The following is a 23,671-nucleotide window of genomic DNA, read 5'->3' as shown; positions in this document are numbered from 1 at the left end:
CTGCGCATCACGTGCGGGTCCGTAGAGGCCCCGTGATGCGCGGTGTTCCCTTGGTGCAGGAGATTTCCGAGCTAACAACGATGAAAACCACACGAGCCAAACGTTCTTTTTCGTTCCACCCGGTCTACGCATCAGCAGCGGTGCTGTGCGCCGGCGTGTCGATGCACGCATCGGCGCAAAGCTCCGTCACGCTGTACGGCGTCGTCGATAACGCCATTGCCTATTCGAGCAACCAGGGCGGGCATTCCAATACGTATATGAATTCCGGTGCCCTAGCCGCCAGCAAGTTCGGCCTGCTCGGCTCGGAAGACCTGGGAGGCGGCACTACAGCAGTGTTTCGTCTGGAGAACGGCTTCGCTGCCGACACGGGCGCGCAAAGCAAGGCGAACACCATCTTTAACCGACAGGCCTATGTCGGCCTGGCCAACAAGGACTACGGCCAGCTCACGATGGGCCGTCAGTACACACCGTACTTCCAGTACGTTGCCGCGCTGGGCCCGACCAATGTGCTGACGGGCGCGGTCGGTGCGCACCCGGGCGATATCGACGCGATGGACACCACGCTGCGTGTGCCGAATTCGGTCACCTATACGTCGCCCACGTTTGGCGGCCTCCAGGCGGGTCTGCAATATGGCATGGGCGAGCAGGCGGGCAGCATGTCCAACGGCAGCGCCTTTAGCGCAGCGATGCGTTATGACTACCAGGCGTTTGCCTGGTCGGCTGGCTACATTCGTTTGAAGAACGTCCCGACCTTCCAGAACAACACCGGCGACTTCGCCAACAACGCGCCCATCAACAAGGGCTACGCAACGGCCGATACCGCACAGATCATCGGCACTGCTGCGCGTTACACCGTGGGCAAGCTGATGATGGGCCTGAACTACTCCAACGTGCAGTACCGCCCGGGTGCCGGTTCGCCGGCGGGGTTTGCACAGACAGCGTCGTTCAACACGTTCGGTGCCATTGCCACATACGCGCTCACGCCTGCATTGACCCTGGCCGCCGGCTACAGCTACACCGCCGAGAACAAGCGCAATGGGGTCGACAATGCGGCGCGCTATCACCAGATCTCGATGGAACAGCTGTACTCGTTCTCCAAGCGCACCGCGCTCTACTTCGTTGAGGCCTATCAGAAGGCGAGCGGGCAGACGCTGAGCTCGGCGGGTGGAGTCGTCAACGCCGTGGCCTCGGTGGGCGACTCGCAGAACGGCACGCCGTCGAACGGACGCAGCCAGTTTGTGGGCATGGTCGGCATTCGGCATTCGTTCTGATGCATAGCCAGACCTGGCTTGCGCCCGGGCCGGTGCATACGCTGCAGGCCGGCGCGCTGACGATGGATGTCGCGCCGGCGGCAGGCGGCCGCATTGCCTCGCTGGCGTCGGCCAGCGAGGGCGGCCGGCGTGTCGACTGGTTGGCGCCGATGTCGGCCGACTGCCTGCGTGACGGCTTCGAGGGGTTGGCATGGCCCAAGGCCGGGTGCTATCCGCTGCTTCCGTTCTCCAACCGCATCCGCGACGGGCGCTTCGAATGGGGCGGCCGGGAAGTCCATCTCGCGCCGCATCCGGGCCAAGCGCATGCCATGCACGGATTGGCGCATGCACGGGCCTGGACGGTGGAGAAGCTCACTGCGTCGTCGATCGAACTCGGCTTGCGCTATGTGCCCGAGGTGGACAACTGGCCCTGGCCGTTCACCGCCACGCAAACGCTGGTGCTGACTGAATCCGGTCTGGAAGCCGTCATGACCCTGCGCAACGATGGCGACAGCAGCATGCCGGCCGGCGGCGGCTTCCATCCATACTTCGTGCGCACGGCCGATACGCGCGTGCAGTTCGATGCTGCGACGATGTGGCCGACCGACGCCGGTGAAGTTGCCGTCCGCCGCGAGCCGATCACGCCGCGGGAAGATTTTCGTCACGCCCGTGCATTGCCCGATGCCGCGCTCAGCGTCTACTACAGCGAATGGCAGCAACGTGCGGTGGTGTCCCGCGCGGGCGGCGTGCTCACGCTGAGCGCCGATGACCCGCTCGACCACTTCATCCTCCACGCGCCGCACGGGCAGCCGTATTTCTGCCTGGAGCCCATTTCACACGTGGCCGACGCGATCAACCTGGCGGCACAAGGATGGGAAGGCACGGGCCTGCGCGCGTTGGCCCCGGGCGAGACGCTGCCGATGCGCATGCAACTGCGTATCGGAACAACGGCCTGAAATGCGACGCTGCGCTAGCGGCGCGCCTCGGCCCACGCTGCTTCCTTGCCGAACCACTTCGTCAGAAATTCGATAAACGCGCTGACCTTGGCCGACAGGTTGGCGCGTTCCGGGTACACCGCAAAGATGTCTGCCACAGGCAGCGCCCAGTCCGCCAGCACCAGCACCAGCCGTCCGGCGCGCATGTGCTCGTGGACGTCCCATTCCGATCGCATCAAGATGCCGTAACCGGCCAGGGCCCAGAGCACGCCGGTTTCGCCGTCGTTCGTGCTGAGCACGCCGCGCACCTTGATCGTTTCCTGTCGACTGCCGCGCGTGAGGTACCAGGTGCCGTAAGCCGCGTCGCTCTCGCGCAGAACGATGCACTAATGCGATTGCAGATCGCGCGGCACCTGCGGTATGCCTGCACGCCTCAGATAATCGGACGAGGCGCACAGTATGCGCTCATTGCTCACGAGCTTGCGCGCGACCATGCGTGAATCCGGCACCGTGCCGAACCAGATGCCGATGTCGAAGGCCTTGTCGGTCAGGTTGACGGAGCGGTCGGTCAGTTCAAGCTAGCACCTCCACCTCCGGATACCGCCGCGCGAATTCCACAATGGCGGGCGCCACATGCCGCCGCCCGAAGCCGAATGCAACGGCCTGCTGCTCGTGATGCTCGACGAGGCGACTGTGGAACGCATCCTGGCCGACGTGTCGGACGCAGCCACGAGCCACATTGCCATCGTCGTGGATTCGATGACCGTGCGCAGCCGCAGCGTGGTGGCGTCGTTCACGCTTTCCGAACGTCACCGCCACATGTTCCTGCGCCGACTCGACACGATCGGCGCAACGCTGGCGCGCTGGGACGACATCAACGCCTTCCAGCAGTCGCATTGGCGGCGCGGCCATCCTGCGTCTGTTCGCGCCGTCAGCGCTGGTCGGCTACAAGGTGATCGACCCCGAGATGCTAAAGGCACTCACCACCCCCATGAAGACGGCCAACCTGCAGTACCTGTACATCGCGCGATCGGCCGGCGCCACGAGCGTCGGCCGTTTTTTTTTTTTTCGACACACTGAAGCGAAAGCGCGCCGCAGATTGCGCAAATGAAAAAGGCCCGACAGTTGCCTGTCGGGCCTTTCAAATACTGGTGGGGCGTGAGTGACTCGAACACTCGACCTACGGATTAAGAGTCCGCTGCTCTACCAACTGAGCTAACGCCCCGCGAAGAAACGAGACTATATCAACCTTTTTCAGATCGCGCTAGTCCTTTGCGTGAATTTTTTCGAATCGGCTCTGTAGCCGCGTAGCATGTCGATGAATTGCGTGAGCCCGTGCGTCGGATGCTTGTCCCGATGGCGCACGATGAGCAGGGGCCGCGCGATGCGCGGCAAGCCGCTGTTCACCTCGACCAGCCGGCCGTCTCGCAACGCGTCGGCCACTACGTGGCGCGACAGGCAACTGATGCCGTAGCCCGCCGCCACCGTGCGCTGAATGGCCTCGGAGTGGCCGAGTTCGAGCGCCACATACAGCGGTCCCACCACCGAGGCAATCCGGCTGTCGATCAGTTCGCGCGTGCCGGAGCCGGGTTCGCGCATGAGCCAGCCCGCCTCGCGCAGCGCCGCGTGTGAGACCGGCTCGGTCCCTTGGGTGAGCGGGTGCCCCGGCGCGGCCACGATCACCATCTCATCGTCGATCCACGTTTCGATCTCCAGTGCCTCGCCGCGGCAGGTGCCTTCTATCAGGCCGATGTCCACCTCGAAGTGTTGCACGGCATCGACCACGTCCTGCGTGTTGCCGATCAGCACGTCGAGCTGGCTGTCCGGCGCGATGTCGTGCCGGAAGCCTGCGAGGAGGGCGGGCAGCACATAGTTGCCGATTGTGCTGCTGGCCGCGAGCTTCAGGCGCACGTTCGGCTGGGCGGTTGCGTGTTCCAGCGCATCGGCGTGATCAAGCAGTGCCTGCGCCTGCGGCAATAGTTGCCGGCCCAGCGCATTCAGATGCAGGCGCCGTGCGTGCCGATCAAACAGCGGATGCCCCAGCGTGGATTCCAGCTCTGCCAGAGCCGCGCTGACGGCCGATTGCGACAGGCCAAGAGCTTCGCCGGCAGCGGTGGTCGTCTCACTCTGCGCGATGGCCGCGAAGACAGCCCACTGACGTAGTGTGACGCGAGGCGCTTTGTTATCCATAAAAGTGGTTGAAATTACAAAAATTACCTGTTTTACATGTTATCACGGACTGCATATCGTTATGCGTATAGTGAATAAGCAAGGCAAATGTGATGACTATTGCACAGAAACAGCTGGCACCCCAGAGCATGGCAGCGGGGTTCGATGGGCGAACTCTTGCCGGCGTGGCGGTGCTGTTCGGGTGCGCGGGCGTCGCGGTGGCGCTCGGCGCAATGCCGTGGGCTGGGCATCTGGGCTTGAGCGCATTGACGCTTGCCATCCTGCTCGGCATGGCCGTGGGCCATGTGCCTGGGCACCAGCGTTGGCTGACGCCGGGGGCGATCCAGTTTGCGCGACATACTTTGCTGCGTGCCGGCGTGATTCTCTACGGCGCGCGGCTGACGCTGGCGCAGATCCAGGATCTCGGTACTTCGGGCGTGGTGATTCCGCTGGTAGTATTGGCCGCGACGACACTGGCCGGTACGTGGATCGGCACGCGTTGGTTTCGCCTGACGCGCTCGCAAGCCGTCCTGGTGGCGGCCGGGAGTGCGGTGTGTGGGGCGGCGGCTGTGCTGGCCGTTGCGCCAGCGGTAAAGGCGTCGCCGCGCGAAACCGCCGTGGCAATCGCCAGCGTGGTGCTGTTCGGCACGATCGGCATTTTTCTGTATCCGTGGCTGTACGCGCTTGTTGCGCATGCCGGTGTGGCCATCGCGCCGGAGTACTTTGGCGTCTACATCGGCTCGACGGTGCACGAGGTCGCGCAGGTGATTGCCGCAGCGCGTCCGTTGGGCGACGACGCCACCAACGCCGCCGTCGTCAGCAAGATGGTGCGTGTGCTGGCGCTGGCTCCGTTGCTCGTGGTACTGGCGTGCACAACGCCCGCTGAAGGTCAGGCTTGCGCTTCGGCGTCTCCCGAGAATGCGCTTCGCAAAGCCGCCGGCCATGCCTGGAAGGCGATGCCCTGGTTTGCGGTGGGCCTGCTGATCGTGACGCTGCTGAATTCCGCTGGTGCGATCCCAGCCGCATGGCATGCCCCCATCGACGCCATCGACACCGCCATGCTGGCCTGCGCGATGTTTGCCATCGGCACACAAACGCATGTGCCGATGCTGCTGAAGTCCGGTGTGCGACCGCTGCTGTGCGCCGCTGTGCTGTGGGCTGGTCTGGTGGGTGGCGGCGCTCTCATCAATGTGGGCGTGCGCTGGCTGGTGGGCTGATCCGGCACCTGAAATGACATGCGCCGAGGCGGCTGATTCTCTTCCATGGCGCGCAAGTCGCATCCGGTTGGCGACTTGTGCAGCGCGGCTTCTCATTCGCGTGACGCCGCCTAGTATGGAGTCCTGTGTCTAAGACAAGGGGCGACCATGCAAGCGCATCCCGTAGTTTCCAGAGACGAATGGCTCATCAAACGCAGGGCGCTGCTGGCTCGCGAGAAGGAGGCCATCCATCTGCGCGACGCCATCAACGCCGAGCGCCAGGCGCTGCCGTGGGTCAAGGTCGATACGGAATACGAATTTGACTCGCCGGAAGGCAAGAAGACGCTGGCCGAGCTGTTTGACGGCCGCAGCCAGTTGATGGTCTACCACTTCATGCTCGGCCCCGACTGGGGCGCGGGCTGTCCCGGGTGCTCCTTCCTGTCCGACCATATTGGCGGAATGCTCACGCATCTGAACCACCATGACGTGACGTTCGTCGCCGTATCTCGCGCGCCGATCGACAAAATCGCGGCCTACAAGAAGCGCATGGGCTGGCAATTCCCGTGGGTGTCGTCGTTCGGCTCGACGTTCAATCACGACTATCGAGTGAGTTTCTCGCAAGGCGAACTCGCAAGCGGGTCGGTCGACTACAACTACACGGCTACGCCACGCGAAGAGGCTCACGACGAACTGCCTGGAATGAGCGCGTTTTATCAAGACGAGGCGCGCAATGTCTTCCACACGTACTCGACGTATGCGCGCGGCTTGGAGGACATGGTTGGCACGCTGCTGCTGCTCGATCGCGCGCCGCTTGGCCGCAATGAAAACGGCCCGATGTCATGGGTGCGCCGTCACGACGAATATGAAGACGCACCGAAGGCGCACGGCTGCTGCGCTAAGTAAGGCACTCAAGCTGAAGAGGGGAAGAAGCGGAGAGAGGATTTGGTGCCCGAGGCCGGGATCGAACCGGCACGCGCCGATTAGGGCGCAGCGGATTTTAAGTCCGCGGTGTCTACCAATTTCACCACTCGGGCATGACGATCGATGCAGACAATACACGCACTGATGCCACAAATGAAAACGCCCCGCACGAAGCGAGGCGTTTTGTTATTTTGGCTCCCCGACCTGGGCTCGAACCAGGGACCTACGGATTAACAGTCCGGCGCTCTACCGACTGAGCTATCGGGGAATCGCTGCAACAGCGAAGAAATGAATTCTAGCTAGTTTTCGATCTGCCCGTCAATACCTTTTTTTGCGATGCACTACAAAAAGTGTGCCGGGCAAGTTCGTTCAACCGCGTTCAGCCGCGGTCGAGGTACTGCTCCTTGTCCTTCACGTCCTTCCAGTCGTCGGCGTCGGGCAAGGGTTGCTTGGTCTTGGTGATGGACGGCCAGCCGGCTTGTGCAAGCTCGACATTGATGGCGATCCACTTCTGCTGATCGGCGGGCACGTCTTCTTCGGCGTAGATGGCGTTGACCGGGCACTCGGCCACGCAGACGGCACAGTCGATGCACTCGTCCGGATCAATCGTCAGGAAGTTCGGGCCTTCGCGGAAGCAGTCGACGGGGCAGACGTCCACGCAGTCGGTGTACTTGCAGCGGACACAGCTTTCGGTAACGACGTGAGTCATTTCGCTTGGAAGTTGATGCTAGGAATTCGTGGGGCGCGCGGTCATGGATGCTTGGGCGTTTCCATGCCGGCAATCTCGCATTGTAACGCACCGGCCGTGCCCGATTGCTGCGTCATCTTCGCACCGTCAGACAGTTTTGGCATGTATTTATGCGTTGGCGCAAGGTTTGTCCAATCCGCTATTGCGCGTGCTCGATCACCATCTGCACGCGCGTGATGCCATTGAACGTGTTGTTGTCGAGCCGGTAGGCCACGTACGCCGAGGCGCCGAGCGGCTCTGCGTGGTTGAACCAGATCGCGTCGAAATGCTGCTTGCCGCGGCCGAGCTTGAGCTTCAGGTGCTTGTCTTTCAGCACCGCCTGCGATAGCACGTCGAACTCGCCGCAGAAGCTTGGCGCCGGAAAGCCCTGGCCCCAGACCTGGGTTTCGAGCAGCTCGACGAACTGCGGCGTGAAACATTCGGGGTCGGCTTCGCCATCGGTTTCGAGCACGCGCGAGAGCAGCGCCTCGGTCAACCATTCGCGGCCGACGGCCTCGAAGGTGGCGACGAATGTCTCGAAGCCGTCTTCACGCAGCGTGAGCCCCGCTGCCATGGCGTGGCCCCCGAACTTGACGATCAGCCCGGGGCTGCGCTTGTGGACGGCGTCCAGCGCATCGCGCAGGTGGAAGCCTGGAATCGAACGGCCCGACCCCTTGATGACGCCGTCGTCGCCGGGCGCGAAGGTGAACACCGGGCGGTGGAACTTGTCCTTGATGCGCGACGCGACGATACCAATCACGCCCTGGTGCCACGTCTCGTTGTAGACCGCGATGGTGTGGCGGCCGGCGCCATCGATGGCGTTCATGCTGTCGAGGATGGCGAGCGCTTCCTGCTGCATGCCGGCTTCGATCTCGCGGCGCTCGCGGTTCATGCCGTCAAGTTCGGCGGCGATGGACATGGCGCGGTCGTAGTCGTCGGTGAGCAGGCATTCGATGCCGAGCGACATATCGGCCAAGCGCCCAGCGGCGTTCAGGCGCGGGCCGAGGCCGAAGCCGAGGTCGAACGTCGACGCGCGGCGCGCCTCGCGACCGGCCACGCGGAACAGCGCGGCGATGCCCGGGCACATGCGTCCCGCACGCATGCGCCTGAGGCCCTGCGCGACCAGCAGGCGGTTGTTGGCGTCGAGCTTGACCACGTCGGCCACGGTGCCGAGTGCCACCAGGTCGAGCAGGGCATCGAGGCGTGGCTGATCCTGCGGCGTGAACACACCGCGCTTGCGCAATTCCGCCCGCAGTGCCAGCAGCACGTAGAACATCACGCCCACGCCCGCCAGGTTCTTGCTCGGGAAGTCGCAGCCCGGCTGGTTCGGATTGACGATCACGCGCGCCTCGGGCAACTGCGCCCCGGGCATGTGGTGGTCCGTCACGACCACGTCGATGCCCAGCGCGTTGGCCGCCGCCACGCCCGCCACATCTGCGATGCCGTTGTCGACGGTGACCAGCACGTCCGGCTTCTCGCGCGCGGCCAGGGCGACGATTTCGGGCGACAGGCCGTAGCCGTACTCGAAGCGGTTCGGGACGATGTAGCTGACCTGCGCGCCGAGCATGCGCAAGCCGCGTACGCCCACGGCGCAGGCGGTAGCGCCGTCGCAGTCGTAGTCGGCAATGATCAGCAGGCGCTTGCCGGCGGCGATGGCGTCGCCCAGGTAGCGCGCTGCGTCGTCAATGCCCTTGAGCTGCGCGGGGGGCAGCAGGTCCGTCAGCTCGGTCGACAGGTCGTCTGGCCGGGCGACGCCCCGGGCAGCGAGGATGCGCGCCAGGACAGGATGGATGCCGTGGCCGGCCAGCGTGGTGGCGGCGTCAGCGGAATGTGAGCGGACAGCGATGCGGGTCATGCAGGATCAGGCTCAAGCGGCCATGGAAAGCGGGGACAGCGCGTCGCGCAAGCTGCGCGGGCGACTGAAGCGGCGCAGCCAGCCGAACGGGCCATTGGCGAGTTCGCGGCGGGTGACGCGGTAATGTGCGTAGTGCGAGTCGCCGGTCAGCACGAGCGAGACGGCGTCGATGCGGCCGTCGGCCAGCGCATCGGCGGCGGGGGCAAACCAGTCGCGATCGTAGGCGCGCAGGGTTTCGATCCAGTCGTACCAGTCGGCGGAGAGATACGGCTTGCCGGCGTCGCCCAGCAGCGCGGCGGCGCTCGTGTCGTCGAATGGCACGGCGGCCAGCGTTTCAGCGCAGAGTTCGGTGGCGTTGCCGGCGTGACACAGGCCGGCGAAGAACGGATCAGCGCCGATCATGCGCTCGGCAATGGGGCGGGCATCGACCAGCGCGCCCTGGCCGAATAGCCAGACCGAGTTGACCGGCAGCAGGCCGCGCGCCTCGCGCGTCTGATTGACGGGGTGGTCGTACCACGTCATCTGGATCTCGTTCTGGAACTTGCGCCAGGCGCGCTCCTGCTCGCCCTTGTGCATCCAGATGTCGATGTTGTGGCCGGTGGCGCGCTGCGGCGCGGCGGCAATGAGCTCGCCAAAGGGCGAATCGGCGACGTACCAGCGCGCGGCGTGCGTGGCATCGAGCGTGATGCCCATCTCAGAAACCAGGGGGGCGATGGCGGCGCGCAGCGCGTCGGCGTCGGCGGCTTCCAGGCGCAGCTGGGCCGGGTCGAGCATCACCAGATGGTCTCGGGCGGCGTGGATGTGGACCGGCTGCAGGCAGGCCCAGGTGCGCGTGTCGGCGGTGCCGCCGTCCGCCAGGCGCATGTATGGCGCCGACGGCAGTGGAGAGATCGGTAGCCCGGCATGCTTGGCCAGCCAGCGCTCGTGCGGCAGCGTGGGCAGGTAGGCGTCGTCGTGGCGCTCGCGTTCCGTTTCGCGCGCACGCGCGAGCAACCTTTCCAGGCCCGGCAAGGTCAATTGACGGTAAGCGTCATCCGCCACCTCGGCAGCGGGCGCGCAAAACGGGACAATCAGGGTGAGTTCAGGAATCATGGCTCCGAGATTGTAAACTTCCGGCTTGTCGGCCAGTGAGCCGGACAAATCACACCCACGGGGAACCCCCTTTGAAACTTCCATACGAATGGCAGATCGGCTGGCGGTATACGCGCGCAAGCAAGCGCGCCAGCCGCAACAGCTTCATCTCTTTCATTTCGCTCATCTCCATGCTCGGCATTGCGCTGGGGGTGGCGGCGCTGATCATCGTGCTTTCGGTCATGAACGGCTTCCAGAAGGAAGTGCGAGACCGCATGCTCTCGGTGCTGGCGCATATCGAAGTGATGGCGCCGAACAGCCTGCCGGACTGGCAGCGTACCGCCAATGAGGCGATGCAGAACAAGGAAGTCATCGGCGCGGCGCCCTACGTGGGCGCACAGGCCATGATCACGCGCGACGAGGCGGTGCGCGGCGTGCTGCTGCGCGGGGTGTCGCCGGCGGACGAGCCGAAGGTGTCGGACATTGCCAAGGATTTCAAATCGGGCTCGATCGACGATCTGAAACCCGGCGAATTCGGCATCGCCCTGGGCAGCCAGCTGGCCAACGGCCTGGGCGTGCATCAGGGAGACAAGGTCACGCTGGTGGCGCCGCAGGGCACCATCACGCCGGCGGGCGTGTTGCCGCGCCTGAAGCAGTTCACGGTGACGGGCATCTTCGAGTCGGGTCACTACGAGTTCGACAGCTCCCTCGCACTCGTCAACATGGAAGACGCCGAACGACTGTTCCGCCTCGATGGCCCGACCGGCGTGCGTCTGAAGCTGGTCGACATGGACCGCGCCCCGCAGGTGGCCGAAGCGCTGTCGCGCACGTTGTCCGGCGAGCTGTACATCCGAGATTGGTCGCGCCAGAACCGCAACTGGTTTGCCGCCGTGAAGACCGAGAAGAAGATGATGTTCATCATCCTCACGCTGATCATCGCCGTGGCCGCGTTCAACCTGGTGTCAACGCTGGTGATGACGGTGACGGACAAGCAGGCCGACATCGCCATCCTGCGCACCATGGGCGCACAACCCGCGTCGATCATGAAGATCTTCATCGTGCAGGGCGTTGCGATCGGGTTCATCGGCACATTGCTGGGGGTCGGCTTCGGCACGCTCATCGCTTACAACATCGACGTGATCGTCCCTTTCATCGAGCGCCTTTTCCACGTGCAATTCCTGCCGCGTGACATCTATTTCATCAGCGAACTGCCCTCGGACCCCCGCGTGAACGACATTGCGACCATTGGCGTCATTTCCTTCATCCTCGCGTCGGTGGCGACGCTGTATCCAAGCTGGCACGCCTCGCGCGTGAACCCGGCGGAGGCACTGCGCTATGAGTGAGGCGGTCATGACTTCCATGGAAGCGCCGGCCGCGGCGCCGCAGGGTGGGGTGGTGCAAGCCGAAGGGCTGTCCAAGTCGTTCCGCCAGGGCGGGTTGAACGTCGACGTGCTCAAGGGCGTGGATATCCGCATCGGCGTGGGCGAGAAGGTCGCCATCGTCGGCGCCTCCGGTTCGGGCAAGAGCACGCTGCTGCATGTGCTGGGCGGGCTGGATGAGCCGACATCGGGCCGCGTCTCTCTGCTCGGCAAGCCCTTCACCGCCATGAAAGAGCGCGAGCGCAACACGTTGCGCAACCAGGCGCTGGGCTTTGTCTATCAGTTCCACCATCTGCTGCCGGAGTTCACCGCACTGGACAACGTCGCGATGCCGCTGCGTATCCGGGGCGTGGAGGAAGCGCAAGCGCGCCACACCGCACAGGCGATGCTCGAACGCGTGGGTCTGGGCCCGCGCACGGCACACCGTCCGGGTGAGCTGTCCGGCGGCGAGCGTCAGCGCGTGGCGATTGCGCGCGCGCTGGTCGGGTCTCCGGCTTGCGTGCTGGCTGACGAGCCTACCGGCAACCTTGACGATCACACCGCTGGTGAAGTGTTTGACCTGATGCTGGAACTCACGCGCACGCTGGGCACGAGCTTTGTCATCGTCACGCACGATATCGAACTGGCCGGCCGCTGCGACCGCATCTTCCGCCTGCGGGACGGCCATCTGCACCAGGAGCGCTAAGCCGGCCGGCATGATCGGAAAAGGCGGATTCCACAAGGCCGCGCTTTCCGGTAGGTTGCCGCTTTCCCCAATGCTGAACCGACCATGTGGATCGATACCCATTGCCACCTCGATGCCAGCGACTTTGATGCCGACCGCGATGCGGTCGTCGCGCAGGCGCATGCAGCGGGTGTCAACCACATCGTCGTGCCGGCGGTGGCACGCTGGAATTTCGACGCGGTGCGGGCGCTGGCACATCGGCATGCCGGTTGCAGTTATGCGCTGGGCATCCATCCGATCTACGCCGCGCAGGCCAGTGAAGAGGACCTCCTCGAGCTGCGCCGCCAAGTCGCCGCGTCAATGGACGACCCGCGCTTTGTGGCGGTCGGCGAGATCGGCCTCGATTTCTTCATTCCCAACTACGACATTGAACGGCAGAACGCCGTGTTCCGTGCGCAACTGCGCATCGCTCGCGAATTCGACCTGCCTGTGCTGATGCACGTGCGCAAGTCGCAAGATCAGGTACAGAGCGCCGCGGCCAAGGCGGGTGTACGCGGCATTGCGCATGCGTTCAACGGCAGCCCGGAACAGGCGCATCGCTTTGTCGATTCCGGTTTCAAGCTGGGGTTTGGCGGCGTCTTTACCTTTTCGCGCGCCAATCGCGTGCGTCGGCTGGCGCAGGAATTGCCGATCGAGTCGATCGTGCTGGAAACCGACGCGCCTGACCTCGCGCCAGCCTGGCTGGCCGATGATCAATTCGGGGAGCAGGGCGGTGTGCGCAATGTACCCACGGAAGTCGCGCGCATTGCCGATGCGATGGCGCAACTGCGCGGCATCTCCATTGAGGCGCTGGCCGACCAGGCGCGCCGCAACAGCATCGACGCCATTCCCCGCCTGGAAGCGCTCCTGCAAGCCTGACGCCCGCACATGCGTCTCGGGTTGATCGGCTTTGTTGCCGGCTGCGTGGCATTGCAGATGCAGGCGACGCTGCTGCCGGTGTGGCTGCCGCTTGGCGTGCTGGTGCTCTGTCTATTGCTGGCGGCGGTCTCGCGGCGTCGGCCAACGCTGTTTCACGTGTTGCTGGTCGCCGCCGCCGTTGCGGCAGGCTTTGGCTGGAGTGATTGGCGCGCGCAGCAGCGCATGGCCGTGGCGCTTAGCCCTGCGTGGGAAGGCAAGGACATCATCGCGACCGGCGTGGTGGCCGAGTTGCCGCAGCTCGGCGATGACGCCACCCGTTTTCTCTTCCACATCGAATCCAGCAATGCGGGTGATGCCGTGCCACCCCGCGTGCGCCTGTCCTGGTATGGCCCACGCACGTGGGGCAACGTGGGCGAGGAAGATGCGAAGCCGGACCGACGCGCTGGCATCCCCGATCTGCAGCCCGGCCAACGCTGGCAACTGACGCTGCGCCTAAAGCGCCCGCACAGCCTGACCAACCCCGGCGGCTTCGATGGCGAATACGCGATGCTGGCGGACAACATCCGGGCCGTCGGCTATGTGCGTACAGGCAAGCGCGCGCAGAACATCGCGCTTGGCGAGGCGAGCACCGGTTTCGGAATTGGCGTGGAGCGCTGGCGTGCCAGCGTGCGGCGCCACATCCTCGATGCCCTGCCCGATGGGCGCTACGCGGCTGTCATTGTCGCCCTGGTGGTGGGCGACCAGAGCGGCATCGCTCCCGACGACTGGGACCTGTTCCGCCGCACCGGCATCAGCCACCTCGTCAGCATTTCGGGGCTGCACATCACGATGATCGCCGGGCTGTTTGCAGCGTTGTGGATGGCGCTGTGGCGTCGCTCGTTCTGGCTGGCGCGCTGGCTGCGTACGCCGTTGCCGCTGCGCATGCCGGCCCCGCGCGCAGGCGCCATCGCGGCCATGCTGGCTGCGTTCGCCTACTGCCTGCTCGCCGGGATGGGCGTGCCGGCGCAGCGCACGCTGCTGATGCTCTCCACCGTAGCCATCGCCCGGCTGACCGATCGGAATGTGCCCGCCAGCCTGTCGCTGTGCTGGGCGGCGGCCGTGGTGGCGGTGGTGGACCCGTGGGCCGTCATGTCGGCGGGGTTCTGGCTGTCGTTCGGCGCGGTGGCGATCATCTTCATCGCCGCGCAGATGGCGCTCGATGGCCATCGCAGTGACAACCCAGATGGCTGGGTCGAACGCACGCGCCGTGCGCTCGCTGGCGGTACGCGGATTCAGTTCGCGGTCACATTCGGGTTGTTGCCTTTGACCTTGCTGCTGTTCCAGCAGACGTCGGTCGTCTCTGCTGCGGCGAATGGGCTGGCGATTCCCGCGGTAAGTTTCGTGACGACACCGATGGCGCTGATCGGCGCGGCCCTCCCGGACCCGCTGGCGCAGCCAGTGCTGATGTTGGCCGAAGCGAGCTTCCGGTGGCTGGTCGTTTGGCTTGAATGGCTGGCGACGCCGCGCTGGTCTGTGTGGGTTGCGCCGGTTGGGCCCATGTGGGCAGTGTTGCTGTCGATGGTTGCAGTGGCGCTATTGCTGGTGCCGGGTGGCTTGCGCGCATGGGCGTGGCGCGCTCAGGGCGCCTTGCTCCTCTTGCCGTTGGTCCTGGCGCGCGAGCCATTGCCATCGCCTGGCGAATTCCGGCTCGTCGCGTTCGACATCGGCCAGGGCGCTGCGGCCTTGGTTGAAACGGCCAACCATCGCCTGCTGTTCGACACCGGTCCGCGCTACGGCGACCATGCGGATGCCGCCGCCCGCGTCATCGCTCCCTATCTGCGAGCACATGGCGTGGAAGCGCTCGACACGCTTGCCGTCAGCCACGAAGACAACGACCACGCCGGTGGCACCGAAACGGTGATCGGCGCGGTGCCGGTGCGCACCATGTTGGCGTCTTTGCCTCCGGGGCACGCCCTGCGCGGCACGGCCGATGCCAACAACATCGGTTTTGCCGATTGTTTGGCTGGGCAAGCATGGACGTGGGACGGCGTTGTCTTTGAGGTGCTGCACCCGCGGCGTTTGCCGGCTGAAAGCGAGCGCGTGTCCAGCAACGCCCGCAGTTGTGTGCTGCGTATCGCCAATGGCCGCCACGCCGCCTTGCTGACCGGCGATATCGAAGCCGCCCAGGAAAGCGCGCTGATCGACGCAGAAACGCCTGAGCGACTGATGGCAGACATCTTGCTTGTGCCTCATCACGGCAGCAAGACAAGCTCCAGCGGCGCGTTCTTGGACGCGGTTTCTCCGCAAGTGGCGGTTTTCCAGGTCGGCTACCGCAATCGGTACGGACATCCGCATCCGCAGATTTGGCAGCGCTACGTTGCGCGCGACATCGACGGGTTGCGCACGGACAAGACCGGTGCCGTCGTCATTCAGACCGACGGCGATGTGCTGGACATCCAGACCGCGCGCAAAATGCGGCCGCGGTACTGGTCTTCCGCACAGGAAGTGGAACCCCTGGCAACGGCCACCGGCGCCTTCGACGCCCAGCCGTGAAAACTTGGTGGCACAACGGGTTGGCCCCATTGTGGCGGTCAAAACCGCTGTGCTATAAAAACCGCGTGCCGCGTACATCGCGCGGCGCCGTCAGGGGAGGAAAGCATGGCAGTCCGGTTCTACGATGAAATGCTCAGCTGGCATGACGGGGACCGCAACCCCCATGCCGCCGAACCGGCCCCGGCAGCGCTCGTCCAGCAGGGCGAGGTTCGCGGCCACTACGGACGTTTCGCCGAATGGCTGGGCGCGCAATCCGCCTCGACGCTGCAGAACAAGCGCGCCGAGGCAGACCTGATCTTCCGCCGGGTCGGCATCACCTTTGCCGTGTACGGCGACAAGGACGAATCGAACAGCGGCACCGAACGCACGATCCCGTTCGACATCATTCCGCGCATCTTCCCCGCAAGCGAATGGGCCACGCTCGAGCGCGGCCTGCGGCAGCGCGTTGATGCGCTGAACCGCTTCCTGCACGACATCTACCACGAGCAGAACATCCTGCGCGCGGGCGTCATACCGCCCGATCAGATCTACAACAACGCTCAATACCGCCCGGACATGCTGGGCGTCAACGTGCCGCGCGACATCTACGCGCACGTGGCTGGCATCGATATCGTGCGGGCCGGCGAGGGCGAGTTCTACGTGCTGGAAGACAACCTGCGCGTGCCCTCGGGTGTGTCGTATATGCTGGAAAACCGCAAGATGATGATGCGGCTGTTTCCGGAGTTGTTCGCACGCAATCGTGTGGCGCCGGTTGCGCATTACCCCGACATGCTGCTCGACATGCTGCGCAGCGTGTCGCCGCAGAACATTGCGGACCCCACCGTGGTGGTGCTCACGCCGGGCATGTACAACTCGGCATATTTCGAGCACGCGTTCCTGGCACAGCAAATGGGCGTCGAGCTGGTGGAGGGCCACGATCTGTTCGTGCAGGACGACCACCTCTACATGCGCACGACGCAGGGTCCGCAGCGCATCGATGTCATTTACCGCCGTGTGGACGACGACTTCCTCGACCCGCTGGTGTTCCGCCCGGATTCTTCGCTCGGCGCAGCGGGGCTGCTGTCGGTCTATCGCGCGGGCAACGTGACGATCTGTAATGCCATCGGCACCGGCGTGGCAGACGACAAGTCGATCTATCCGTATGTGCCGGACATGATCCGTTTCTACCTGGGCGAGGAGCCGATCCTGAATAACGTGCCGACATACATGTGCCGCCGTCCAGATGACCTGCAATACGTCCTGGACCACATGGGCGAACTGGTGGTCAAGGAGACGCACGGGGCAGGCGGCTACGGCATGCTGGTCGGTCCGGCTGCCACGCAGGAAGAGATTGCCGCTTTCCGTGAGGTGGTGAAGGCGCGCCCTGATAAATACATCGCCCAGCCCACCTTGGCGCTGTCGACTTGCCCCACGTATGTGGAAGCCGGTATCGCGCCGCGCCATATCGATCTTCGGCCGTTCGTGCTCTCCGGCAAGGACGTGCGCATGGTGCCGGGCGGCCTCACACGCGTGGCGTTGCGGGCCGGCTCGCTGGTGGTCAACTCGTCGCAGGGCGGGGGAACGAAGGACACGTGGGTGCTGGAGCGCTGAACGCACGCGCAGCGACGCAACCTGGCAATCGATTGATCGATCCACCGCATATCGGATACGTAGAAGGGAACGCCATGCTCAGCCGCACCGCAGACCACCTTTTCTGGATGGCGCGCTACACCGAACGCGCCGAGAACACCGCCCGCATGCTCGACGTGAACTACCAGACCTCGCTGATGCCGCAATCGGCGGAAGTGGCGGAGCAGGGCTGGTGGGCGATGCTCGATATATCCGAACTCACGCAGGTTTTTGCCGACCGCTATGGCTTGCTTTCGCGCGACGACGTGATTGACTTCATGGTGCGCGACATGACCAACCCGTCGTCGATCATGAGCTGCCTGCGCGGCGCGCGTGAGAACGCCCGCGCCGTGCGCGGCTCCCTCACAACGGAAGTGTGGGAAACCATCAACACCACGTGGCTCGACGTGCAGCGCCTGATTGCCGAAGGCATGCTGCGCGAGGATCCGTCGCAGTTCTTTGAGTGGGTGAAGTTCCGCTCGCATCTGTCGCGCGGCGTGCAGGTCGGCACCATGCTGACGGACGACGCGTTCCACTTCATGCGGCTGGGCACGTTTCTGGAACGCGCCGACAACACTGCGCGGCTGCTGGACGTGAAGTTCCAGTCCACGCCCACACGCGATGAAGCCGCCGCAGAGCAGGGCGACTTCTACCACTGGGCCGCCACGCTGCGCTCCGTGTCGGGTTTCGAGGTTTATCGCAAGATCTATCGCAACGTCATCACGCCGACGCGCGTGGCGGAACTGCTGATCCTGCGCAGCGACATGCCGCGTTCGCTGCTGGCCAGCATGGACGAGGTGGTTGCGATTCTTTCGACCGTGCGCAACAGTCAATCGGCGGAGACGGAGCGTCGCGCTGGTAAACTGCACGCCGACCTGCGGTACGCCCGCATCGAAGATATCTTTTCGGTCGGCCTGCATGCCTGGCTGACCAACTTCCTGGAGCGGATCGGCGACCTGGGCAACGGCATCAGCCAGGATTTCCTGGTGCCGCTCGAGGTCGCATGACCCTGCAGGGCATTGTGCATACATCGGGGCGCCGCTTTCGGGCGGCGCCCGTGTCATCGTGAAATACCAAATTCGACATACGACGGTCTACCGTTATGCCGAGCCGCTGCGCCACAGCGTGCATGAGCTGCGGCTGACGCCTCGCAGCGGCGAGCTGCAGCAGGTGGAGAGCTGGCAGATCCACGCGCCTGGCAACCTCACGCGCGCCACCGACGGTTTCGGCAACATCGTCCACCACTTCACTCTCGGCAACCGTACGGAAGACGTCATCATCGACGCGCGCGGCATTGTCGAAGCGTTTCCTGCGGGCTCGCCTGGCAGCCAACGGTTTGTCGAAGCACGCGAGCAGGGGCGCTATCGCGTTTCGCCGCTGTATTTTCTGAGCGCCACGCCGCTGACTTCCGCGCCCGCCGAGATGATCGACTTTGCGCGCGAGCATGCACTGGTGCACGGCGACGCAGAATCTGCCGTGCGCCTGGCGCAAGCCATTGCCACGCGTGTGCGCTACAAGCCGAACACCACTCACGTCGGCACGGCCGCTGCGGAGGCGTTTGGCCTGGGCACGGGCGTATGCCAGGACCAGGCGCAGGTGATGGTCGCGTGCTGCCGGGCACTGGGCGTGCCGGCGCGCTATGTCAGCGGCTATTTCCAAGCCGTGGGCGAGGAAGACCTTGCCAGTCATGCCTGGGCCGACGTCTGCCTCGATGCTGAATCCCACACGTGGTGCAGCATCGACGTCACCCACCAATGCTTTACCGATGCGCGCCATATCCGGTTGGCGGTCGGGCGTGATTACCAGTCGGCTGCGCCGGTTCGCGGCGTGCGGCAGGGCGGGGGTGCTGAGACGCTGGATGTCAGCATCTCCATCGAGCCGCTGCCCGCCGAGGCTGCGCAAGTGAATTGAGCATCTCTTCCAAGCGCGCGGATGGGTTCTGATCGCCGCGCTAGAATGCCCTCAACCACCGTTTCCGTTTGTTGTTTCGCCCATGACTTATTGCGTCGCCATGCGCCTGGACGCAGGCCTTGTGTTCCTGTCTGACTCCCGTACCAACGCGGGCGTGGACGCTATTTCCACGTTCCGCAAGATGACCGTCTTCGAGCGCGAAGGCGATCGCGTCATGGTGCTGCTGACGGCCGGCAATCTCGCCATCAGCCAGGCGGTGCGCCAGGTGCTGACCGAAGCGCGCGGCAAGCCGCGCTCGCTGTGGACGGCGCGTGACATGTTCGAGGCGGCCACGATCGTGGGCGAGGCCGTACGAGACGTTTATGACCGCGACGCCGCGGCATTGGCCAAGGCCAAGATCGACTTCAATGTCAGCATCATCTTTGGCGGGCAGATCGGCGCAGAGCGGCCGCGCCTGTTCAACGTCTACGCGGCGGGAAACTTCATTGAAGCGACGCCCGAGAACTGCTATTTCCAGATTGGCGAAGCCAAGTACGGCAAGCCGATCATCGATCGCGTGGTCAGCCCCGGGCTGCCGCTGGATGAAGCCGCAAAATGCGCGCTCATCTCGATGGATTCGACGCTGAAGTCCAATATTTCGGTGGGCTTGCCGCTGGATCTGCTGGTCTACGAGGCCGACTCGCTGCATGTGACGCGCTTTGTCGCCATTGATGAAGAGAACCCATATTTCACGATGATTCGCGGCACATGGGGTAAGCGGCTGCGCCAGGTGTTTGCCGAAATCGACGATCCGGATTGGGAAACCGGCACTTCGCCGTCGTATCCGCTGCGCCGCGAGGGACATCCCTCCGCAGAGGTTGAGCCCGTACGCATTGCGCCGCCTGCCGCCGACGCGCCAGCGGCGCCGGACCGTGCGCCCGGCCCCGCGTTGGAACAGGTTTCGACCCTCCAGCGCGTGGCTGGCGGATCGCAGAAGTCGCACTGAACGGCACAGGATCTGCGATGCGCGATGTGATGCTCTTTTCGCATGCCAACGGCTTTCCCGTCGGGACGTATCGCAAGATGCTGGGCGTGCTGGGTGACGAATTCGACATCCGCGCGGTGGAGCGCTTTGGGCACGATCCACGTTTCCCCGTCACACGTTCGTGGCCTGGCCTGGTGAAAGAGCTGCTTGCGGAAATCGACGCGCAGCCCGAGCCGGTCTGGCTAGTAGGGCACTCGCTGGGCGGTTTTTTGAGCTTGATGGCGGCACTTCGTCGGCCCGAGCGCGTGCGCGGCGTCGTGATGCTTGATTCACCGATCATTGCGGGGTGGCGCGCCAAGCTGCTGCGCGTTGCGCAGTGGCTGGACATTGATGAGAGCCAATCACCTGCCGCAGCAACGAAGAACCGGCGCCACCTGTGGCCTGATCTCGACTCCGTCTGGAGCCACTTCAAGGCCAAGCGCAAGTTCGACCGTTGGGACGAAGACGTGCTGCGCGACTATGTCGAGCATGGTACAGAGCCCACCGGCCGTGACCATGAGCGCACACTGCGTTTCTCTCGCGAAATCGAATACCAGATCTACCGGACCTTGCCGACCAACATGGGGCGAAAGGTTGCGGGCGGCACGGCGTTTCCGGTCAGTTTCGTGGCAGGCACCCGCTCGCGCGAGATTCGGCAGGTCGGACTGGGCGCCACCCGGCGCATCGTCGGCAGCAGGCTGCGCTGGATCGAGGGCAGCCACCTCTATCCGATGGAAAAGCCGCTGGAAACGGCCGGGTTGATCCGCGAGTTGATCCACGAAATGCGCGCCAACGCAGGCTCCATGCGGCACGCCGCATAGGCAAGACCGCGATGGGGCAATTTCCACCGTTCTGTCACGGATCGGAGAGGGGACCTTTGCTATAATCCGGCTTTCCCCGGCAAGCTAGGTCATGACCAAGTTCGTATTCGTTACCGGTGGCGTAGTGTCCTCACTCGGCAAGGGCATCGCCGCCGCCTCGCTCGCGGCCATTCTTGAGTCGCGCGGTCTCAAAGTCACCCTCCTCAAACTCGATCCCTACATCAACGTCGACCCGGGCACCATGAGCCCGTTCCAGCACGGCGAAGTGTTTGTGACCGAGGACGGCGCAGAAACCGACCTCGATCTTGGCCACTACGAGCGTTTCGTCTCGGCCAAGATGCGCAAGGCGAACAACTTCACCACCGGCCAGATCTACGAATCCGTGATCCGCAAGGAGCGTCGCGGCGAGTATCTCGGCAAGACGGTGCAAGTCATTCCCCATATCACCAACGAAATCCAGGCGTTCATCGAGCGCGGTGCTGCGGCATCGCACGACGGTAAGGCCGATGTGGCAATCGTGGAAATCGGCGGTACGGTGGGCGATATCGAATCGCTGCCGTTCCTCGAGGCCGCACGCCAGATGAGCCTGCGCCTGGGTCGCAACCAGGTGGCGTTCGCGCATCTGACGCTGGTGCCGTTCATCGCCAGCGCCGGCGAACTGAAGACCAAGCCGACCCAGCATTCGGTGCAGAAGCTGCGCGAAATCGGTGTCCAGCCGACCGCGCTGCTGTGCCGCGCTGACCGCCCGATTCCCGACGATGAGCGTGCGAAGATTTCGCTCTTCGCCAACATGCCGCAGGACGCGGTGATCTCGGTGTGGGATGTCGACACCATTTACAAGATCCCGCAGATGCTCAACGAGCAGGGGCTGGATCGCATCATCTGCGAAGAGCTGCGCATCGAAGCTCCGCCGGCGGACCTGTCGGTGTGGGCGCATATGGTGCACACGCTGGAAAACCCGCAGCACGAGATCACCATCGGCATGGTCGGCAAGTACGTTGACCTGACCGAGTCGTACAAGTCTCTGATCGAAGCGCTGCGCCACGCCGGCCTGCACACTTCGACGCGCGTCAATATCGAGTACATCGATTCCGAAGAACTGGAATCGGGCCATACGCAGGTGCTGGATACGCTGGATGCGATTCTGGTGCCGGGCGGCTTTGGCAAGCGTGGTACGGAAGGCAAGATTCGCGCAATCCAATACGCTCGTGAAAAGGGTGTGCCGTACCTGGGCATCTGCCTGGGGATGCAGTTGGCCGTGATCGAGTTTGCACGCCATCTGGCCGGCATGAAGGACGCCAACAGCACGGAATTCAACGTCGAGACCGAGCATCCGGTGGTCGCGCTCATCACCGAATGGCTGGATCGCGATGGCCGCGTCGAAAAGCGCTCGGCCGACTCCGACCTGGGCGGCACCATGCGCCTGGGCTCGCAGCGCGTGCCGGTGCAATCGGGTACCAAGGCAGCGGCGATCTACGGCGCGGAAGTCAACGAACGCCATCGTCACCGCTACGAGGTGAACAACCACTACGTGCCGCAGCTTGAAAAGGCCGGGATGATCATCTCCGCGCGTACGCCGTCGGAAAACCTGCCGGAAATGATGGAACTGCCGGCGTCGATGCACCCGTGGTTCGTCGGCGTGCAGTTCCACCCGGAATTCACCTCGACGCCGCGTGACGGCCACCCGCTGTTCAAAGCCTACGTGGAAGCCGCGCTGGCACATCAGCAGAACACGCAACGCGCTGCCGCCTGAGCGCCGGCACACGGGAACATCATGAAACTCTGCGATTTCGAAGTCGGCCTCGACAAACCGTTCTTCCTGATTGCCGGCACCTGCGTGATCGAATCCGAGCAGATGGCGATCGACACCGCCGGTACGCTCAAGGAGATCACGGGTGCGTTGGGCATTCCGTTCATCTACAAGTCGTCGTTCGACAAGGCGAACCGCTCGTCGGACGCTTCGTTCCGCGGTCTGGGCATGGAAGAGGGGCTGCGCATTCTGTCGGAGGTCCGTCGCCAGGTGGGCGTGCCGGTGCTGACCGACATCCACGAGATCGACGAGATCAAGCCGGTGGCCGAAGTCGTGGACGTGCTCCAGACGCCGGCGTTCCTGTGCCGCCAGACCGATTTCATCCGCGCCTGCGCGCAGAGCGGCAAGCCCGTCAACATCAAGAAGGGCCAGTTCCTCGCACCGCACGACATGAAGAATGTCATCGACAAGGCGCGTCACGCTGCCCGCGATGCCGGTCTGCCGGAAGACAACTTCATGGCCTGCGAGCGCGGCGCCTCGTTCGGTTACAACAACCTGGTGTCGGACATGCGCTCGCTGGCGATCATGCGCGAGACGGGGGCGCCGGTGGTGTTCGACGCCACGCATTCGGTGCAATTGCCGGGCGGCCAGGGCACCAGTTCGGGCGGCCAGCGGGAGTTCGTGCCGGTGCTGGCTCGTGCCGCGATCGCTGTGGGGGTTGCAGGTGTCTTCATGGAAACGCACCCCGATCCCGCATGCGCAAAATCAGATGGCCCGAATGCTGTGCCGCTGCGGCGCATGAAAGACTTGCTGTCAGTACTGAAAGAACTGGATGCGCTCACCAAGCGCAGCGGTTTCCTGGAAAATCAGTTCGACTGATTTCCCCCGATGACCGGCGGCTCTACCAGCCGCCGCTGTCGTTTTCGGTTCAGCCCAGTTCAGTTTTCGTTTCGGCATCCGG

The 23,671-nt window shown here is 64.3% G+C and carries 20 protein-coding genes, 3 tRNA genes and 1 pseudogene; 16 read left to right on the top strand and 8 right to left on the bottom strand.

The features are described 5' to 3' along the window. The first annotated feature begins 80 nt into the window (after positions 1–80). Positions 81–1,271, top strand: a complete 1,191-nt coding sequence (locus tag CFE42_RS03090) for a porin (RefSeq protein WP_037045014.1) — start codon at positions 81–83, stop codon at positions 1,269–1,271. Continuing rightward, positions 1,271–2,206: an aldose 1-epimerase gene (locus tag CFE42_RS03085; RefSeq protein WP_004636598.1), complete on the top strand. Its 936-nt coding sequence runs from the start codon at positions 1,271–1,273 to the stop codon at positions 2,204–2,206. The genes CFE42_RS03090 and CFE42_RS03085 overlap by 1 nt, the downstream gene beginning before the upstream one ends. Before the next feature lie 14 nt (positions 2,207–2,220). Here CFE42_RS03085 and CFE42_RS03080 read toward each other — a convergent pair. Beyond that, positions 2,221–2,694, bottom strand: a pseudogene (locus CFE42_RS03080) (LysR substrate-binding domain-containing protein). 386 nt (positions 2,695–3,080) lie between these two features. Between CFE42_RS03080 and CFE42_RS03075 the strand changes: the two are divergent. Further along, the gene (locus CFE42_RS03075; RefSeq protein ID WP_152458866.1) at positions 3,081–3,296 is read left to right on the top strand and encodes a 2-hydroxycarboxylate transporter family protein; all 216 of its coding nucleotides are present in this window, start codon (positions 3,081–3,083) and stop codon (positions 3,294–3,296) included. A 38-nt stretch (positions 3,297–3,334) separates the two neighbouring features. Here CFE42_RS03075 and CFE42_RS03070 read toward each other — a convergent pair. Beyond that, a tRNA-Lys gene (locus CFE42_RS03070) sits at positions 3,335–3,410 on the bottom strand. Positions 3,411–3,439: 29 nt separating this feature from the next. After that, a complete protein-coding gene (locus CFE42_RS03065; protein WP_004636604.1) occupies positions 3,440–4,375 on the bottom strand; it encodes a LysR family transcriptional regulator in 936 nt (311 codons plus the stop codon). A 92-nt stretch (positions 4,376–4,467) separates the two neighbouring features. Between CFE42_RS03065 and CFE42_RS03060 the strand changes: the two genes are divergently transcribed. Next, positions 4,468–5,571 carry a YeiH family protein gene (locus CFE42_RS03060; RefSeq protein ID WP_004636606.1) on the top strand — a complete coding sequence of 368 codons (1,104 nt, stop codon included), beginning with the start codon at positions 4,468–4,470 and terminating at the stop codon, positions 5,569–5,571. Positions 5,572–5,718: 147 nt separating this feature from the next. Then, positions 5,719–6,453 (top strand): thioredoxin family protein, encoded by a 735-nt coding sequence (locus CFE42_RS03055; protein ID WP_004636609.1) that lies wholly within the window; start codon positions 5,719–5,721, stop codon positions 6,451–6,453. A 40-nt stretch (positions 6,454–6,493) separates the two neighbouring features. Here CFE42_RS03055 and CFE42_RS03050 read toward each other — a convergent pair. The 5 genes from CFE42_RS03050 to CFE42_RS03030 all read right to left on the bottom strand — a co-directional run bounded on the left by CFE42_RS03050 (position 6,494) and on the right by CFE42_RS03030 (position 10,145). Beyond that, positions 6,494–6,584 (bottom strand) — tRNA-Leu (locus CFE42_RS03050). Between the two features lie 79 nt (positions 6,585–6,663). Next, positions 6,664–6,739 (bottom strand) — tRNA-Asn (locus CFE42_RS03045). A gap of 111 nt (positions 6,740–6,850) precedes the next feature. Continuing rightward, a complete protein-coding gene (gene fdxA / locus CFE42_RS03040; RefSeq protein WP_004626101.1) occupies positions 6,851–7,180 on the bottom strand; it encodes a ferredoxin FdxA in 330 nt (109 codons plus the stop codon). Between the two features lie 178 nt (positions 7,181–7,358). Then, positions 7,359–9,053 carry a single-stranded-DNA-specific exonuclease RecJ gene (recJ, locus tag CFE42_RS03035; protein ID WP_004626102.1) on the bottom strand — a complete coding sequence of 565 codons (1,695 nt, stop codon included), beginning with the start codon at positions 9,051–9,053 and terminating at the stop codon, positions 7,359–7,361. 12 nt (positions 9,054–9,065) lie between these two features. After that, positions 9,066–10,145: a hypothetical protein gene (locus tag CFE42_RS03030; RefSeq protein ID WP_037043382.1), complete on the bottom strand. Its 1,080-nt coding sequence runs from the start codon at positions 10,143–10,145 to the stop codon at positions 9,066–9,068. A 71-nt stretch (positions 10,146–10,216) separates the two neighbouring features. Between CFE42_RS03030 and CFE42_RS03025 the strand changes: the two genes are divergently transcribed. The 11 genes from CFE42_RS03025 to kdsA all read left to right on the top strand — a co-directional run bounded on the left by CFE42_RS03025 (position 10,217) and on the right by kdsA (position 23,589). Continuing rightward, complete coding sequence (locus CFE42_RS03025; protein WP_012435253.1) at positions 10,217–11,467, top strand: lipoprotein-releasing ABC transporter permease subunit; 1,251 nt, start codon at positions 10,217–10,219, stop codon at positions 11,465–11,467. Next, positions 11,460–12,188, top strand: a complete 729-nt coding sequence (lolD, locus tag CFE42_RS03020; RefSeq protein WP_004626109.1) for a lipoprotein-releasing ABC transporter ATP-binding protein LolD — start codon at positions 11,460–11,462, stop codon at positions 12,186–12,188. Before CFE42_RS03025 ends, lolD begins: the two co-directional genes overlap by 8 nt. An 84-nt stretch (positions 12,189–12,272) precedes the next feature. Then, positions 12,273–13,085, top strand: a complete 813-nt coding sequence (locus CFE42_RS03015) for a TatD family hydrolase (protein WP_004626111.1) — start codon at positions 12,273–12,275, stop codon at positions 13,083–13,085. A 9-nt stretch (positions 13,086–13,094) separates the two neighbouring features. After that, positions 13,095–15,617, top strand: a complete 2,523-nt coding sequence (locus CFE42_RS03010) for a DNA internalization-related competence protein ComEC/Rec2 (protein WP_004626113.1) — start codon at positions 13,095–13,097, stop codon at positions 15,615–15,617. A 105-nt stretch (positions 15,618–15,722) separates the two neighbouring features. Next, positions 15,723–17,207: a circularly permuted type 2 ATP-grasp protein gene (locus tag CFE42_RS03005; RefSeq protein ID WP_004626115.1), complete on the top strand. Its 1,485-nt coding sequence runs from the start codon at positions 15,723–15,725 to the stop codon at positions 17,205–17,207. A gap of 74 nt (positions 17,208–17,281) precedes the next feature. After that, on the top strand, positions 17,282–18,232 hold the full coding sequence (locus CFE42_RS03000; RefSeq protein WP_004626118.1) for an alpha-E domain-containing protein: 951 nt from the start codon (positions 17,282–17,284) through the stop codon (positions 18,230–18,232). Positions 18,233–18,290: 58 nt separating this feature from the next. Beyond that, positions 18,291–19,136: a transglutaminase family protein gene (locus CFE42_RS02995; protein ID WP_004626120.1), complete on the top strand. Its 846-nt coding sequence runs from the start codon at positions 18,291–18,293 to the stop codon at positions 19,134–19,136. Positions 19,137–19,218: 82 nt separating this feature from the next. Beyond that, positions 19,219–20,121 carry a proteasome-type protease gene (locus CFE42_RS02990; protein WP_004626122.1) on the top strand — a complete coding sequence of 301 codons (903 nt, stop codon included), beginning with the start codon at positions 19,219–19,221 and terminating at the stop codon, positions 20,119–20,121. A 17-nt stretch (positions 20,122–20,138) separates the two neighbouring features. Then, complete coding sequence (locus CFE42_RS02985) at positions 20,139–20,960, top strand: alpha/beta hydrolase (protein WP_004626124.1); 822 nt, start codon at positions 20,139–20,141, stop codon at positions 20,958–20,960. Positions 20,961–21,051: 91 nt separating this feature from the next. Further along, positions 21,052–22,713: a CTP synthase gene (locus CFE42_RS02980; RefSeq protein WP_004626125.1), complete on the top strand. Its 1,662-nt coding sequence runs from the start codon at positions 21,052–21,054 to the stop codon at positions 22,711–22,713. Between the two features lie 21 nt (positions 22,714–22,734). Continuing rightward, the gene (gene kdsA, locus CFE42_RS02975; protein ID WP_004626127.1) at positions 22,735–23,589 is read left to right on the top strand and encodes a 3-deoxy-8-phosphooctulonate synthase; all 855 of its coding nucleotides are present in this window, start codon (positions 22,735–22,737) and stop codon (positions 23,587–23,589) included. Positions 23,590–23,671: the final 82 nt, after the last annotated feature.

The sequence above is a fragment of the Ralstonia sp. PBBBR1 genome (assembly GCF_002256165.1).
Taxonomy (GTDB): domain Bacteria; phylum Pseudomonadota; class Gammaproteobacteria; order Burkholderiales; family Burkholderiaceae; genus Ralstonia; species Ralstonia thomasii.
Note: the sequence above shows the minus strand (reverse complement) of the source record. Positions and strands in the feature narration are given on the sequence as shown.

Bases quoted from the DNA above. Each gene is read 5' to 3' on its own strand.
- fdxA (WP_004626101.1), bottom strand. From the start codon at position 7,180: ATGACTCACGTCGTTACCGAAAGCTGTGTCCGCTGCAAGTACACCGAC.
- CFE42_RS03010 (WP_004626113.1), top strand. From the start codon at position 13,095: ATGCGTCTCGGGTTGATCGGCTTTGTTGCCGGCTGCGTGGCATTGCAG.
- CFE42_RS03055 (WP_004636609.1), top strand. From the start codon at position 5,719: ATGCAAGCGCATCCCGTAGTTTCCAGAGACGAATGGCTCATCAAACGC.
- kdsA (WP_004626127.1), top strand. From the start codon at position 22,735: ATGAAACTCTGCGATTTCGAAGTCGGCCTCGACAAACCGTTCTTCCTG.
- CFE42_RS03060 (WP_004636606.1), top strand. From the start codon at position 4,468: ATGACTATTGCACAGAAACAGCTGGCACCCCAGAGCATGGCAGCGGGG.
- CFE42_RS03065 (WP_004636604.1), bottom strand. From the start codon at position 4,375: ATGGATAACAAAGCGCCTCGCGTCACACTACGTCAGTGGGCTGTCTTC.
- CFE42_RS03015 (WP_004626111.1), top strand. From the start codon at position 12,273: ATGTGGATCGATACCCATTGCCACCTCGATGCCAGCGACTTTGATGCC.
- CFE42_RS03030 (WP_037043382.1), bottom strand. From the start codon at position 10,145: ATGATTCCTGAACTCACCCTGATTGTCCCGTTTTGCGCGCCCGCTGCC.
- CFE42_RS03090 (WP_037045014.1), top strand. From the start codon at position 81: ATGAAAACCACACGAGCCAAACGTTCTTTTTCGTTCCACCCGGTCTAC.
- CFE42_RS03085 (WP_004636598.1), top strand. From the start codon at position 1,271: ATGCATAGCCAGACCTGGCTTGCGCCCGGGCCGGTGCATACGCTGCAG.
- recJ (WP_004626102.1), bottom strand. From the start codon at position 9,053: ATGACCCGCATCGCTGTCCGCTCACATTCCGCTGACGCCGCCACCACG.
- CFE42_RS02990 (WP_004626122.1), top strand. From the start codon at position 19,219: ATGACTTATTGCGTCGCCATGCGCCTGGACGCAGGCCTTGTGTTCCTG.
- lolD (WP_004626109.1), top strand. From the start codon at position 11,460: ATGAGTGAGGCGGTCATGACTTCCATGGAAGCGCCGGCCGCGGCGCCG.
- CFE42_RS02980 (WP_004626125.1), top strand. From the start codon at position 21,052: ATGACCAAGTTCGTATTCGTTACCGGTGGCGTAGTGTCCTCACTCGGC.
- CFE42_RS02985 (WP_004626124.1), top strand. From the start codon at position 20,139: ATGCGCGATGTGATGCTCTTTTCGCATGCCAACGGCTTTCCCGTCGGG.
- CFE42_RS03000 (WP_004626118.1), top strand. From the start codon at position 17,282: ATGCTCAGCCGCACCGCAGACCACCTTTTCTGGATGGCGCGCTACACC.
- CFE42_RS03005 (WP_004626115.1), top strand. From the start codon at position 15,723: ATGGCAGTCCGGTTCTACGATGAAATGCTCAGCTGGCATGACGGGGAC.